Annotated in this window: 11 protein-coding genes and 2 tRNA genes; 7 read left to right on the forward strand and 6 right to left on the reverse strand. The window is 63.9% G+C overall.

What is annotated here, in order from left to right; all coding sequences use genetic code 11:
• Positions 1–465: 465 nt before the first annotated feature.
• Positions 466–5,160: a SpaA isopeptide-forming pilin-related protein gene (locus BCUN_RS09260; RefSeq protein WP_033518398.1), complete on the forward strand. Its 4,695-nt coding sequence runs from the start codon at positions 466–468 to the stop codon at positions 5,158–5,160.
• Positions 5,161–5,281: 121 nt separating this feature from the next.
• Here BCUN_RS09260 and BCUN_RS09265 read toward each other — a convergent pair whose 3' ends face one another.
• The 4 genes from BCUN_RS09265 to BCUN_RS09280 all read right to left on the reverse strand — a co-directional run bounded on the left by BCUN_RS09265 (position 5,282) and on the right by BCUN_RS09280 (position 8,095).
• Complete coding sequence (locus tag BCUN_RS09265) at positions 5,282–5,629, reverse strand: phenylpyruvate tautomerase MIF-related protein (protein WP_033518161.1); 348 nt, start codon at positions 5,627–5,629, stop codon at positions 5,282–5,284.
• A gap of 136 nt (positions 5,630–5,765) precedes the next feature.
• Entirely contained in the window at positions 5,766–6,323 is a 558-nt protein-coding gene (locus BCUN_RS09270; protein ID WP_033518163.1) for a GtrA family protein, read from the reverse strand.
• Between the two features lie 158 nt (positions 6,324–6,481).
• Positions 6,482–7,426, reverse strand: coding sequence for a hypothetical protein (locus tag BCUN_RS09275; RefSeq protein WP_033518164.1), 945 nt, complete (start codon positions 7,424–7,426; stop codon positions 6,482–6,484).
• A 9-nt stretch (positions 7,427–7,435) separates the two neighbouring features.
• Complete coding sequence (locus tag BCUN_RS09280) at positions 7,436–8,095, reverse strand: histidine phosphatase family protein (protein WP_033518166.1); 660 nt, start codon at positions 8,093–8,095, stop codon at positions 7,436–7,438.
• Positions 8,096–8,505: 410 nt separating this feature from the next.
• Between BCUN_RS09280 and BCUN_RS09290 the strand changes: the two genes are divergently transcribed.
• Both BCUN_RS09290 and gltX read left to right on the forward strand, forming a co-directional pair.
• On the forward strand, positions 8,506–9,969 hold the full coding sequence (locus tag BCUN_RS09290; protein WP_051920995.1) for an MFS transporter: 1,464 nt from the start codon (positions 8,506–8,508) through the stop codon (positions 9,967–9,969).
• Positions 9,970–10,237: 268 nt separating this feature from the next.
• Positions 10,238–11,773: a glutamate--tRNA ligase gene (gene gltX / locus BCUN_RS09295; RefSeq protein WP_033518170.1), complete on the forward strand. Its 1,536-nt coding sequence runs from the start codon at positions 10,238–10,240 to the stop codon at positions 11,771–11,773.
• A 74-nt stretch (positions 11,774–11,847) separates the two neighbouring features.
• On the opposite strand, the gene BCUN_RS12450 is transcribed toward gltX, so the two are convergent.
• Positions 11,848–12,042 (reverse strand): hypothetical protein, encoded by a 195-nt coding sequence (locus BCUN_RS12450; protein ID WP_152598235.1) that lies wholly within the window; start codon positions 12,040–12,042, stop codon positions 11,848–11,850.
• Positions 12,043–12,227: 185 nt separating this feature from the next.
• On the opposite strand from BCUN_RS12450, the gene BCUN_RS09300 reads away from it, so the two are divergent.
• The 3 genes from BCUN_RS09300 (at position 12,228) to BCUN_RS11610 (ending at position 13,118) form a co-directional block, all read left to right on the forward strand.
• Positions 12,228–12,300 (forward strand) — tRNA-Glu (locus BCUN_RS09300).
• A 35-nt stretch (positions 12,301–12,335) separates the two neighbouring features.
• Positions 12,336–12,410 (forward strand) — tRNA-Gln (locus BCUN_RS09305).
• 72 nt (positions 12,411–12,482) lie between these two features.
• Positions 12,483–13,118, forward strand: a complete 636-nt coding sequence (locus BCUN_RS11610; RefSeq protein ID WP_051920996.1) for a response regulator transcription factor — start codon at positions 12,483–12,485, stop codon at positions 13,116–13,118.
• Here the strand turns inward: BCUN_RS11610 and BCUN_RS11615 are convergent.
• Positions 13,115–14,197: a sensor histidine kinase gene (locus BCUN_RS11615; protein WP_051920997.1), complete on the reverse strand. Its 1,083-nt coding sequence runs from the start codon at positions 14,195–14,197 to the stop codon at positions 13,115–13,117. The two genes, BCUN_RS11610 and BCUN_RS11615, sit on opposite strands and share 4 nt — an antisense overlap.
• A gap of 135 nt (positions 14,198–14,332) precedes the next feature.
• On the opposite strand from BCUN_RS11615, the gene BCUN_RS09325 reads away from it, so the two are divergent.
• The coding region (locus tag BCUN_RS09325) for a hypothetical protein (protein ID WP_202961100.1) at positions 14,333–14,564 on the forward strand (232 nt) is incomplete at its 3' end.

A 14,564-nucleotide genomic window follows, 5' to 3' on the forward strand; every position in this document is an offset into this window, starting at 1 on the left:
AAGCGGCACCGGGTTGAAGAACCGAAGTTCTTCAACCCGGTGCCCGCTTTAATTCACGGTTCGCGCCCGACCGGGTGCCCGCTTTAAGTGCGGAACCGACCGCATCCGGGTGCCCGCTTTACGCACGAAAGACACACGAAACGAACACACAATGGCATTAAAGGCTTAAGTAACCAGCACAATCAGTTCCTGCCGTGCGGAGTTAATGAATTAACGCGGTAAAACGTTCCACCTCGTGGTTTACTCCCTTCATCCGGCGTGTCAACGTGACAATATTGCCTTAATTGAGTAGTATTGTTCATTAAGCGCTTAAGAAAAAGCCGTATAGATGGTCAAACGATGTCGTGACGACCATGTTTTCTGCGCCGACAGGAAAATGCGGATCGTGTGGAGGAGAGAGCCATGTGGAATCGTCACTGCCGCGGAAGGTATGCCGTACAAGACGCACAGAAAGGGCATGCGGGAATGCCTGCCGCCACGGCAACCAATACGCTGTGTCTGGGGCGCCACGCCCACCCCTTGGGCATCGTGGCGGCCATGGTGACGGCCATGGCCGTGGCCGTCACCATGGCCGCCTTCGTGACCCCGCGTGGCATGGCGGAGGACTTTGCGACGGCGGATGCGTCCGCCGTCGCCAGTGCCGCCGTCGAATTGACCGCCACCGTCAAGAACGGCGACAGCCAGGAAACGAAGACCTTCACGGGCGATGAACTCGAGGACGTCCAGAACGTCGTGCCCGACACCAACATGGACTTCTATCTCGAGGTGCATCTCAAGGACACCGCGGTCGTCCAGGCCGACGGCACCAAGAAACTCGACTGGCAGTACAACATCCCGCTTCCTGCATCCATGGTGAACGGCACCTTCGGCGAGACGCATACCGTCATGGACGGCTCGCGCAAGGTCGCGGACATCACGCTGGTCGAAGTGCCCGGCACGGACGGCAAGCCGTCGACCTGCGCCCTGCAGGTGCGCTACGACCCAGACTACGCCGCCGACAAGGACCACGATTTCTTCTTCAGCTACACCGTGCATACCACCTACAAGACCGAGGTGATCGAGGACGCCAGCACCGCCGGCTGGGAATTCCCCGGCACCGGCCTGACCATCAAGGTCGACCACACCCCCTGGAAGGTGACCGGCAACAAGAACTGCTCGTGGAACGGCAAGTCGGAGACCCAGATGACCTGCACCGTGCGGCTCGAAGCCGACGGCGACGTCGAGAACTTCAAGTTCTGGGACATCGCTGGCAACGACCTGCAGATCGACGGAACGACCGCGCAGGTGAAGTACCTGTACAACGGCGACGAAAGCAAGGGCAACGAGGCTGCCACACGACTGCAGCAGTCCTTCAACGGCAACTTGCCCACTTCTGCAACGCCTGCCGACGGCATGCCGCTGCCCAAGGGCACGTACGAGATCACCTACACCGCCACCATCGGGGATGGCGCACAGGCCGACACCAACGACGGCAACAAGTACCAGGACGCCAAGAACACGGCTCACTGGTCCTGGAAGGACGGCGAAGGCCACGCCGACTACGTGCCGGCCAAGCGCACCTGGAACATCAACTGGGTGGACAAGAACGGCTGGGTGGAAGGCGACCAGAGCAACAAGTGGTGGAAGGACGACAACACTGCCGACCGCGAGATCAAATGGACCCTCACCATCAACGGGGGCGGCGACCGCGGCAACCTGGCCGGCCGTACCATCACGGACACCATCGGAGAGGGCCATGTGCTCAAGGACGGCTCGCTGAAGGTGGTCGCACGCAATGAAAACGGCCAGGAAATCACGAACGACCTGCAGTTCGAGGTCAACGGCAACACGTTGACCTATACTTTCCCGGACACGGAGAACTACAACAAGTACGAGATCGAGTACTACACCGTCGTCTCTGCAGACGCCGCCATAGTCAATCCCGACCAGGGCGTGAAGTACCGCAACGAGGTGGAGTCCTGCCTGCCGCAAGGGGAGTGCGAGACGAAGGACAAGGAGGTGGACCGCCCCTCGAAACCGTCAGAACCGGGCCCCGACAACCCGGACAACCCGAACCCGCCTACGCAAAACGACAAGGTCGACGCCAAGCTCATCACGAAATCCGTGGGCAGCGCCAGCAAGATCGCCGGCACGAACGTGTACAAGGTGCCGTGGACCCTCACCTACACCCCGCCTGCCGAAGGCGAAGTGCGAGAACTGCACCTCTTCGAGGACTGGGTGAACGGCGTCTCCGACGGCAACACCCTGCACATGTGGTACTCGAAGGATTACCTGGACCTCAAGGTGAGCGTCTACAATCCGGGGAACGATGCCAGCTGCCGTGAGGACAATCCCTCCTGCTGGGTGGACATTCCCGCAGACCAGCTGTACATCGCCGCCGCGGACAAGAAGGGCGATAAAGATTCCGTCGGCAAGGGATACCCGCAGGAGTACTACGACGTTCGCGAAGCATACTTTGGCGACGCGTACCACCGGCCGGGCCGCGACCTGCCCTCCGGTACCTCCTACCCGGAAGGCTATTTCCGTCAGGACCCGACGCGCAACGCACAGGACACCTATGCCACGCACGACGGTGCGCCGGCCTTCGCCTTCTCCTACATGACCAGTCCGATCAAGGATGCCCAAGGAAGGACGCTCTTCGACAAGGACCAGCCCTTCGCGCACAAGATGCGCATCACCTACAACACCTTGTGCGATGGCACGCCCGACCTGTACATCAACTACGCCAAGTTCCACTACACCCTCAACGGCAGGCAGGGCGAGGAAGTGCTCTCCGCCACCACTCCCTTCGTCGGCGACGAGGTGGGCGGCAAGACCGTGGATCCGGAGAACGACGGCAAGGACTGGTGGACCAACGAAGCGACTTGCGACGAGGCCGAGGACGGCTCGTGCTCCGTGCACTGGCGCGTCTGGGCCAACGGCAAGAAGTCCTGGTGGTCCGTGCAGTACCACTACGACAAGGACGGCAACGTGACCTTCTACGAGGAGCTGCCCGGCATCAGCGGCGTCTACGAGCTGGGGGAGAGCGTCACCATGACCGACACGCTGCCCCGCGGCTGGGAACTTGACACCGGCAAGCCGATCTTCGGCCGCTTCGTGTCGATGGGCGACTACGCCACTGCGGAGGAGCTCGCCACAGCCGGGCTCGACACGTCGCTCAAGGGCTGGCTGCCCGCCGGCAAGGACGCCGAGAATCCCGGCGCATTGCCCCAGAACGAGGAAGTCTTCGATTTCTCTGGCGATGGTAAGAACTGCGCGGAGAATGTCACCTGTGCAACCTACACCGTCACCGACGGCAAGGTGACCTTCACGGTACCCAACAATGGCACGCTGACGTCGTGGGAGACGGAACGCGTGGGTGACGTGACGCCGGGTCAGACGGAAAGTGATGGCGGTCCCAACCGCTATGACAAGCCTAGCGAGCCTACCAACACTCCTATCGCACGGCAGGGCCACGCCATCGTCGTCTTCGAATTCGACACCAAGATCAGCAAGGCCGAACTCGCCAGGCAGGGCATGATCGACGGGTCGCGCTTCACCTACACGAACAATGCGCAGATCACCCTCGGCGGCCGCACCACCGACGTGTCCGGCGACACCTTCGTCAAGCAAGGCGAAGCGCCGAACCTCAACAAGTGGATCGACAACACCGGCAATAACCAGGTGAAGTACGTCGTCGAACTCGACCTGGAGCAACAGGACTTCCCCGAGGGCACCGTGCTCACGCTGCAGGACACCTTGCACAGTTCCTACGCGACCTTCGTCCCCGGATCCTTCGTGCTCGCCACGAACTCGGGCTCCTATGACCAGGTCACGTACCCCGACGACAGTGCGAAGTTCGAAGCGGTGACCGGCACCGACCCGAAGACAGGCATGCCGACGGCCATCTTCACCATCCCGCTCGACGGCATGACCTCGAGCAGCATGGACAAGAGCGAAAACGCGAAGCCGCTCTACCAGCAGAAGAAGCTGCGCCTGTACTACACCGTGCAGGTGCGCGGCATCCCCGGCCAGGAGATCGACCTGCGCAACACCGTGCGCTTCACCGGCAACCTCAGCGGTTCCGCCTCGAGCAACCGCACCGTCAAGGTCGTCAAGACGGAAGCCGACGCCGGCGCTTCCGGTTCGGTCACGCTCACGAAGAAGGACGAGTCGGGAGCCAAGCTTGCCGGAGCGACCTTCAAGGTGTGCGCGGTCAACCTGAACGCGGCGCCGTCGACTGCCTGGACGGACGGCAGGCGTGCGGAGTGCACGGACGAGCCGCGGTCGGCGGTCTCTGCGGACAACGGCACCATCGTGTTCACGAACGGCACGGGCGCCGACGAGATGTCGACGCTCCGCGGCTTTGAGCAGAACACGCTGTACGTGGCGTGGGAAACCAAGGCGCCGACCGGCTTCATGGTGAACGATGCCCCGCAGTACTTCTACCTGAAGAACACGCGCAAAGACGACTTCGACACCGTGGCGCTGGCCATGGCGGCGTACGCCGACAAGTACGACCTGTTCGTGAACGACGGTGCCTTCACGGTCGTCGACGAACTGACCGAGTTCGGCTTCGCCAAGGTCGGCTCCGAATTCGTGACCTCGGGCACCTATGACGATCCGAATACCGAAGAAGAGGAGACCATCCCCTTCTATGCGGTCACGGATGCAGACAAGGCGTATCTCGCCGGCGCCGAGTGGAAACTCGAACGGCTCGGTGATGGCGGTCAGGTCGTGCAATCGTGGACGCTCGAGGATGGCGGCGATGAAGTCAAGGACGGCGATGAGGTCACGCAGCTCAAGGACCATGACGAGCGCAACGGCCGCGTGTCGGTCCGCGGACTGCCCGTGGGCACGTACCGCCTGACGGAGACCAAGGCGCCAGACGGCTACGGTACCGGCGAGAAGAACGCTTATGAGTTCGAACTTGACGCCGCCGGGAACACCCAGTGGAACAGTGGCGGAAGCCTCGGCCAGGTGCACGAGATCACCGATGCCAAGGGTGCCGGCACTGGCGTCCACGCCATCGAGAACGATCCGCAGTCCGGCGTCATCCTCCCCTCCGCCGGCGGTACCGGTGCCCTGACGCACCTCGTCGCCCTCGGCATGGCCATCGTCGTCGCCGGCATGTGCGTTGCAGTCGTCAACCTCAGGAAGGCAGGCCGCTGCATGAACTAAAACTTGTCGGCATCGAACGTTCTCTCTCCAATCCCCTGTCCGGTGCCGACACCGCACTCTCCGTGAGAAATTGTTCAAAAAATGAACAATTTCTCACGGAGAGTGCGGGTGGGAGTGGGGATTAGAAGTTGCCGCCGTTCCAGCCCCAGTCGGCGGTGCCAGTGTAGCGGATGTAGGTACGGTCGGCGGGGATCTGCAGGGTGTTCTCCAACGCGTCCATGATCGCCGGGGTCAGCTTCTCCCAGGCGCCCTTCGGCACACTGGTGCCGAAGACGTTCACCTCGACGTAGGCGACGGGTGCGTCGTCGGAGCCGGCGAAGTACATCGGCACGTTGTCCTCGAACAGGCACATCAGCCAACCCTCGGACTTGCCGGGGACGGCCGGGATCGCCTGGCCGAAGAGGTTCTTGAGGGTGTCGCGTTGTGCGGCGGTGGTGGGGACGGACACGTGGGTATGGATGACTGGCATGGAAGCCTCCTTGGTTGCCGTGACGCCGTCGGATGCCGGCGCCTCAAACGCCAGTGTAGTCCGTCGCGAGAGGGGGTCTGGGCGACGAAAAATTACGGAGAGGTCGGAGGTTGTCGGAGGGGAAAAGGGAAGGGGCTTACTTCCAGCCCTTCGGCGTGTGCTCGATGGACCACATGCCCAGGCGGTGCGAGAAGCTCTTCTCCCACTTCGCCTCGAGCTCCTCCTCGGTGAGCACCTCGCCCTTGCGGCGCAGGCGGTTCATGGCGTTGGTGTGCGTGTCGTCGAGCAACCACTTGCGGATCACGAAGTTCCAGATGGCCACCACCACGGTGGAGACGAGCTTGCCGATGTTCGTGCGCAGCAGGTATTCGGCATGCTGCGACCAGAAGGCGTCCTTGTTCATGCCGTAGGTGGACAGCCAGATGATCACCACGTTGATGCCCAGGCCGATGACCGCCGAGCTCAGGAAGATTGCCATCTCCATCCAGCGCGCCATGTCCGGCCGGTGCTTGAACACGTACTTCATGCTCGCGAAGTAGTTGAAGACCAGCGAGATGAGGAAGGATATGGTGCTCGCCAGCACGTTGTGCATGTGGAAAAGACCGACGAGGATGTTGAGGATGCCCCAGTCGATGATGAAGGCGATGATGCCCACCACGCCGAACTTGGCGATCTGTTCAATCAATTTGCGCACGCAACCATCCTACCCAATGCCCCATGAGATTGGGGTGCGGTGCGGTGTGGTCCCTGTCTCCCGTGCCTACAGCGGGTGCCCGCTTTAATTCCGGAAATGCCCGCGCCCGGGTGCCCGCTGTAGGCACGGGAGACAGGGACCACACCGCGCAACCTTGGCTATAGCTCCACTTCCGGCTTCGTGGGGTCGTCCTTGACGTGCGCGAACTTCGCGGCCAAGGCCTCCTTGTTTTTGCGCTCGTCCTCCTCGCGGGCGCGCTTCTTCGCCTCGGCGGGGTCCCACAGCACATCCTCGCGGTGGCGGCGCCACTCGGCGCTCGCCAGCGGCGCCCACACCTGGGCGAGTACGGCGGCGGCATCGGCCGGGTCGTCGTCGCCGTTGCCCGTCGCATAGGCGGCCACGATGCCGTGCCACTGGGCGGCGGTCATGCAGATCGCGGGCACGCCCAGGTGTTCGCCCACGGCTTGCGTGACGAACACCAGCGGCAGTCCGCCACGCTCCAGCGCACGCACGCGCTGTTCCGGCGCGCCGCCGGCGTGCGGTTCGTCGTCGCCCAGCGAAGCGGTGACCTGCAGTCGCACCTGGCGCATCATCACGTCGAGCAGCACGATCGTGACGGCGAAACGCCACGTCAGGTCGCGCACCTGCGACTGGCCGTCCACATACCCCGCACAGGACGCCACCAGCGCGGCCACGGCCGTCGCGGTGCCGTCGTCCCAGCCGGCGTTGAGCGTGTCCGCGACCTGCGCGATGGCATCCGCGGTCGGCATCGTCGGCGTGCCGTCCTCGTCGATGAGCGACTCGTAGGCGTCGTTCGCGTCCAACAGCGCCTCCACCAGCTCCTGCGGGCGGCCCGGGATGGTGTCCGCGCCTTCGTAGACGAACTCGGCGTCCGCCATCGTCACGTCGTCGCCGGTCGTCACGGCTGCCGCCAGGCGCGTCATGCGCACCTGCAGGTTCTCCGTGTACTTCGCGTCGTTGTCAAGTCGCAGCGGCGTGGACAGCGGCCACAGCGCCACCAGCTCCTCGCCGTCGTGCGCGCTCTCGCGCACCGACGGCATCATGCACACGCGCTCCACCGCCTGTTCGCCATCGAACTCCATGGATGCCTCCTACTTGATGTCCTTCGCCGGATCCGCGTACGTGATGGACAGGACCCGCTTGCTGTCCACATCGTAGGTGATGGAGGTGATGGACGCGAGCGCGGTCTTGCGCAGCAGCATGTTGTGCTCCGGCCGGCCGGTCTCCAGCAGGTGGCGGTACGACCAGATCGGCGACTCGTGCGTCACCACGACGATCTGCTCGCCGGGGTGCTCGTCGATTTTCTCGTGGGCGAAATCCTGGACTCGCGCGGCGATGGACCGGTAGCTCTCGCCCCAGCTGGGCTGCCACAGGTTGCGCACCAGCTTGAGGTTCTCCGGTCGGTACAGCGCACCTTCGCCGTAGCCGATCCGCTTGCCGCGGAACTCGTTGCGTGCCTCGATGAGCCGCGGGTCGGTCTCGATCCGCAGGTCCTCCTCGCCGCGGGCCTCGCGCACCGGGTTGAGCTCGTCCAGGATGGCCTGCGCGGTCTCCTGCGTGCGCTCCAGGGGAGAGGAGTAGACGGCGCTGACGGTATTCAGCTGCGGGCTTTGTGCGATGTACCGGCCGGTGGCGTGCGCCATGCGCCGCCCGGCGTCGGACAGGTGGAAGCCGGGGAGGCGCTCGTAGAGCAGGTGGTCGGGGTTGTCCACCTTGCCGTGGCGGACGAAGTTGATGGTGGTGGCGGTCATGACGCTCCTTTCGGGTGATGCCGCACTGCCGACGGCGCCGGACGGTTGCCGGACCGTACTGCGCCCGGCGCATCTGCGCAATGGCGCGCGGCGGCCTGCCGCATCGACGGCAGCGCCATCATGATGCACGGACCGTGTGCGGGCATCTGACAAATATCTGCATGCCGGTTTTCAATCTACCGCGTGTCGCGGCCTTGCGTGCGGCTAGGCTTGCTGTGTTAGCGCGAACAGAGAGCGTGAGACTGCAGATTCCGGCGTGGCGGGCCCAAGGAGGTGCCGACCAGCCGGACCACCCAAACAACCAACCAAACCACCCAGCCATCGGCAAGGACACCCCGGCCCCGTGACGCCAAACGGCGCCGGGGCTTGCCCATGGCGTCGCACCGCGAGCAGGAAGGAGCGGCACGCACGTGTTCACTGCAATCAAGGACATCGGAAGCAGGGTCTTCGGCGGGTATGCGCAGCTGCTGCGCATACCGCACACCGCACGATTCGCCGTCGGCTCGGTCATCGCCTGCATGCCGTTCCCCATGGTCGGCATGACCATGACCATCATGACCCAGCAGTACTACGGCAACTACTCGCTGGCCGGCGCGCTCTGCGCGGTGCAGGCCATCGCCGGCGCCGTCCTCGGGCCGGTCCTGGGCACCCTCGTCGACCGCTTCGGCCAGCGCCAGGTCTCCATTCCCACGATCGTCGTGTGGATGTGCGCGGCGACGGCCTTCGTCAGCTGCGTGCTCGCGCACGTGCCGGAGTGGATCCTGTTCTGCATTGTGCCGTTCCTGGCCGCGGTGCCGCCGTGGGGCGCCATGAGCCGCGCCCGCTGGACCTATCTCATGGGCAACGACCGGCAGGGCGTCAACCGCGCACTGTCGCTCTCCGGTGTCTTCGACGAGGCGATGTGGGTGGTCGGCAACCCGCTGGCCTCCACGCTGGCCGTCATTTCCGGCGTGCTGTCCTTCTCCTTCACCGGCGCCTGCGTGTTGATCGGCGCGCTCATGTTCCTCACCGAGCTGACCACCTGCTCGCCCAGCCAGACGCAGCTGGCCGCGCGCGAGGGCATGACGCGTGCCGAGTACCGTGCCCGCGAGGACGAGCGCGCCAAGCGCAAGCGTGCGCTGAGCGCCCGCGACGACGCCCGTGCGGCGGCACGCTCGCGCGGCGAGTCCGCCGAAGCCGTCGAGCGCGCCGGCCGGGAAGCCGAGGAGAAGGCGCTGTCCGGGCACAAGGACTCCATCTGGGGGCCCGGCCTGGTGGCCGTGTGCGCCACGTGGTTCGGTCTGGGCGCCTTCCAGTCGGCGGCCGGCATCTCCATCGTCGCCTTCGCCACGGAGGCGCAGATGAAGCAATACACAGGCTTCGTGTTCGCCTGCTTCTCCATCAGCTCGCTGGTCGGTGCACTGCTCTACGGCGCGAAGAACTGGCGGATTCCGCTGTGGAAGCGCTTCTACTTCTGCCTGGCTGTGGTGAACCTGGGCATCGGCTCCTTCATGTTCGCGCGTCACCTGTGGGTGATCATGGTGATCTACCTGGTGATCGGCGTGTGCCAGTCGCCGACCTGGGGCAACGGCAACCAGCTCATGCTGCACCTGGTGCCGCAGAGTCGCTTCACCGAGGGCATGGCATGGATGGGCGCGATGAACGCCATCGGCGGCTCCATGGGCAACGCGGTGGCGGGCGTGGCCATCGACCACGCCGGCTCGCGCGGCGGCTTCGCCGTGGTGACCGGCCTCGCGTTGGTGTCCCTGGCGATCGCACTGTGCGGCATCAAGCAGATCAAGGCCAGCACCGAGACCCCGGTGCTCACGGAGATCAGCGTGACGCCGGAAGGTGCCGAGGAGGTCGCCGAGGCGCAGGAGGCCGTGGCCAGGTAGGGATGGAGTCGTGGCACTGCCCCGGACAGTGCCACCACACGGGAATGCCCCATACATATATCGGGTTATGAGCGGAACCAGGTCTCCCAGTAAGAAATTGTTCATTTTTTTGAACAAAATCTTGGGACCGGATGCCACGCAGGGGTCCCAAGATTTTGTTCAAAAAAATGAACAATTTCTTAGGGGCGGCATTCCGTCCGGCTTGCGCGCGAGAATGGTGCGCATGACTGATGCACCCATCACTGCGCCCGAAGACGCCGTCGAATCCATGAAGAACCGTGAGCACGCCAAGCCGCAGCTCCCCGAGAACGTACGAGTCCGCTTCTGCCCGTCACCCACCGGCATCCCGCACGTGGGCATGGTGCGCACCGCCCTGTTCAACTGGGCGGAGGCACGCCACACCGGCGGCACCTTCGTGTTCCGCATCGAGGACACGGACGCGCAGCGTGACTCCGAGGAAAGCTTCAACCAGATCATCGAGGCGCTTGACTGGCTCGGCCTCGACTGGGACGAGGGCGTCCGCGTCGGCGGCCCCGACGGCCCGTACCGCCAGTCCGAGCGCGGCGGCATCTACCAGGACGTGGCGAACAAGCTGCTCGAAGCCGGCTATGCCTACGAGTCCTTCTCCACGCCCGAGGAGATCGAGGCACGCAACGTGGCAGCCGGCCGCCCCAAGGAGTTCGGCTACGACGGCTACGACCGCAACCTGACCGAGGAACAGAAGGCCGCCTTCCGCGCCGCGGGCCGCAAGCCCGCGCTGCGCATCCGCATGCCCGACGAGGACGTGAGCTTCAACGACCTCATCCGCGGCGAGATCACCTTCAAGGCCGGTTCCGTGCCCGACTACGTGATCGTGCGCCCCAACGGCGACCCGCTCTACACCCTCACCAACCCCGTCGACGACGCCCTCATGCGCATCAACGTGGTGCTGCGCGGCGAGGACCTCCTGAGCTCCACCCCGCGCCAGATCGTGCTCTACCGCTACCTCATGGACCTCGGCGTGGCTCAGGAGATGCCGCTGTTCGGCCACATGCCCTACGTGATGGGCCAGGGCAACAAGAAGCTCTCCAAGCGCGACCCGGAGTCCAACCTCTTCCTGCACCGCGAGCACGGCTTCATCAAGGAAGGCCTGCTCAACTACCTCGCCCTGCTCGGCTGGTCCATCGGCCCCGACCGGGACATCTTCAGCATGGACGAGATGGTCAAGGCCTTCGACGTGCGCGACGTGAAGGCGAACCCGGCCCGCTTCGACATCGACAAGGCCACCGCCATCAATGCCGAACACATCCGCATGCTCGAGGAACAGGACTTCCTCAACCGCTCCATCCCGTACCTGTTCAACGAGGGCCTGGTCTCCGCCGCCGAGTGGGACAGCCTGGCCGACCATGAGCGCGGGGTCCTCACGGCCGCGGCACCGCTCGTGCAGTCGCGCGTGCGCCTGCTCGGCGAAGTCGGCGGCATGGTCGGCTCCCTGCTGAGCGACGCCGACTATCTGCCCCCGGCCGACGACGCCAGGAAACAGCTCAAGGGCAATCCCGGCGAGGTCCTCGACCTGGCTGTCGCCGCCCTGAAAGACGTGCCGGAAGACCAGTGGCTCACCGACACCCTGCACGAGACGCTCAACAAGGCGCTCATCGAGGACGCCGGACTGAAGCCGCGCGCCGCCTTCGGCCCGATCCGCGTGGCCATGAGCGGCCGCCGCGTCTCCCCGCCGCTGTTCGAATCCATGGAGATCGTCGGCAAGGACATCTCCATGAAGCGACTGGAGAACCTGCGCGCACACCTCGACGAGGTGCTCTCCTAAAACGACTCCACGAACGACGGCGGGGCCGGGCAGCCATCATGGCTGACCGGCCCCGCCGCGTATATCCGCACCGATTACGGACTCCCGGAAAGGCCCACCGAAAGGAACATCCACCCATGCGGTACTTCACCAGCGACCTGTACCTGCACCACCCCCTCGCCGCCCTGCGCGGCCACGCACTGCCGCAGTACGCGCACCTGACGGCCCAGGAACTGCGCGCCCAGTACCACGCCGAACACCGCGACCTGCACTTCGATTGTGCAAAACACACAACGCATGGCGCAAGTGCTCTGCACACTGTGTGCAGAGCATGCCGGTGCGGGAAACCGAGGAAAGCATGGACATTGGTAAAACCGTTGGGAATGCTGGCGACACGCCGTGATTTGCGTTAGTAGGGCACCTTGTGTATATTTTCTATTCGTTGCCTCACGGAAACGGGAAGCAACGAGATGATGCCCCCATCGTCTAGCGGTCTAGGACTACGCCCTCTCACGGCGCCAACACCGGTTCAAATCCGGTTGGGGGTACTTGGCCCACTGCTTCGGCAGTGAGCATGCCAAATTGGGATGTGGTGTAATTGGCAACACAGCTGATTCTGGTTCAGCCATTCTTGGTTCGAGTCCAGGCATCCCAGCCAATGGAAACCCTCGCGCTTGCGGGGGTTTTGTTGTATGAGGGTTGATGGGGACTCAATGCGGAAGGGGAGTACATGCATATCCTGGTGGTGGAGAACGATCGATACGCGGTGGAGAGCCTCCTGCGCGCGATCCACACGCATGTGGCGGATTCGCAGGTGTCGTGGCTGACCGGTGCGGAACCCGACATCCTGCGGCAGTGCGCTGCGGTGGATCTGGTGCTGCTTGACATGGGCCTTGGCATGCGCGATGGGGTGGACCTGTGCCGCCAACTGCGCATGGAACATGACGGCAGTACCTCCGTCCTGGGCATCACGAGCAATCCCTTGGAGTTCTACCGCGACCGGCTGGTCGACGCAGGGGCGCAGGGACTGGTGCAGAAAGGTTCCCTGCGGGCGATCCTGGATGCCATCGCCACGGTGTCCTCGGGAGAGGCCATGCCCGGGTTCCCGAAAGTCGACGATGCGCATCGCGCCGTGCAGGAACACGGCCCTTCCCCCGAGGAGCAGCTGACACTGCAGGAACACAAGATAATGACATGCCTCGCCCACCTGGGCCTCGACTATACTGCCCTGGCCGAGGCTCTCGGCGTATCCGAGGCGACCGTGCGCAGCCACATGCGCAACATCCGCAGGAAATATGGTGTCGCAAGCGCCAACGAGGTGCTCATGGTGGCCGTGGAACAGCGGTTCCGCGGCCACCATGCCTAGCGGACGAGCGTCATCTCCCGGGTGGCGGGAATGGAGACCTCCAGGTGCCATCGCTCCCCGTCCTGCGACCAGTCGCAGTCGCCGCCGATGTCCCTGAGCACGGTCTGCAGGGACGCCAGTCCGTTGTCGCCGGGCACTACGGCGCCTTCGGTCGGCCGCGTCCCGTTGGTCGAGTCGATCCGCACCATGCCGTCGTCCGTCGTCTGCACGATGACATGGTAAGGCGCAGTCTGCGACGCATGCTTGTAGATGTTCGTATACACCTCATGGAGGGCCAGCAGCACCGTCGAGCCGGTCTCCACCTCGTCGGGGTCCAAGTGCACGTCGGTGGTACCGCTGAAGCCGGAATCGGCGAGCAGCTGTTCGCTTTCGTGGATCTCGCCGTGCAGTGCGCTCGCGAATGTGCTGGGATTGCCCTGCCCTTCCGCCGTCTCGTCGCGCAGCTGGCGGATCAGGAGGCGCATGTCCGCGGCGGTCTTGGTGCTGTACCGCTCCATGCGATGCCAGGCTTCGTTGTCCGGGTCGGTCATCGCCTCCGACTGCGCCAGCAGGGACATGGCGGCCAGGTCCTGCGAGAGGGTGTCGTGCAGCTGCGCTGCCAGCAGGTGGTTGTTGCGCAGGATCCGCAGCTCCGCCTGGTCGTGCAGCGCCGCGCGCAACAGTGCGGTGCGCTCCTGGTTCCAGCGCAGAAAGCTGCCGAGGAGGATGCAAAGCAGGAAGAAGATGATATAGGAAATGACACTGCTGATCGGCATTGCATCCGGCATGAGGACGTGTTCCATCGCCGTGTATGCGATGAGTGCGAAAAAGGTGAGTGCCGCCCAGCGGTTGGTGGTTTCGTACGCGATGACGGTCGCTGCCATCATAAAGAAGAACAGAGTGAACTGGCCATAGGGGCGCATGATGTATTCACCCACGCAATTGAACAGGATGAGAACGATGCTCGCAGGAATGGGGAATGAATAGGTAAGCGCCCCCAGTGCGATGGAAACAGCCAATCCGAAGAAGGTGGCCCCGGGTACGTGGGGATTGAACCCCAGCTGCACCAAATCCATGGCGATGAATGTCACGATGAACAATGCCCGGTAAGGATGGTGCAATCGTGGACGTCGGTGGGTATGTGAATCTGCAATCGAAAGGCTATGCATGTACACGAATGATGATCCGTCCCCCGTTTTCTGGACACAGGAAATAGGAGGACGGTTCTTTTGGTTGTGTATCGTCGTGAGGTACGTGAGCAGGCGTTGGTCCTGTTCGAGTACGGGTTCAAGTATGGTGCGGTTTCCTCGAAACTGGGCATAGGCCAGGGCGTGGCACGTGCTTGGCAGGACCTGTACGAGGCTTGTGGCAAGGAGGCTTTGCTGGATATGGGAAGCACGCATCGTTCGTACGCGTACGAGACCAAGCTCGAGGCGGTACGCCGTCTGGAGGCGGGTGAGTCGCCGC

Origin of the sequence: Bifidobacterium cuniculi, assembly GCF_000741575.1 — a bacterium.
GTDB lineage: Bacteria > Actinomycetota > Actinomycetes > Actinomycetales > Bifidobacteriaceae > Bifidobacterium > Bifidobacterium cuniculi.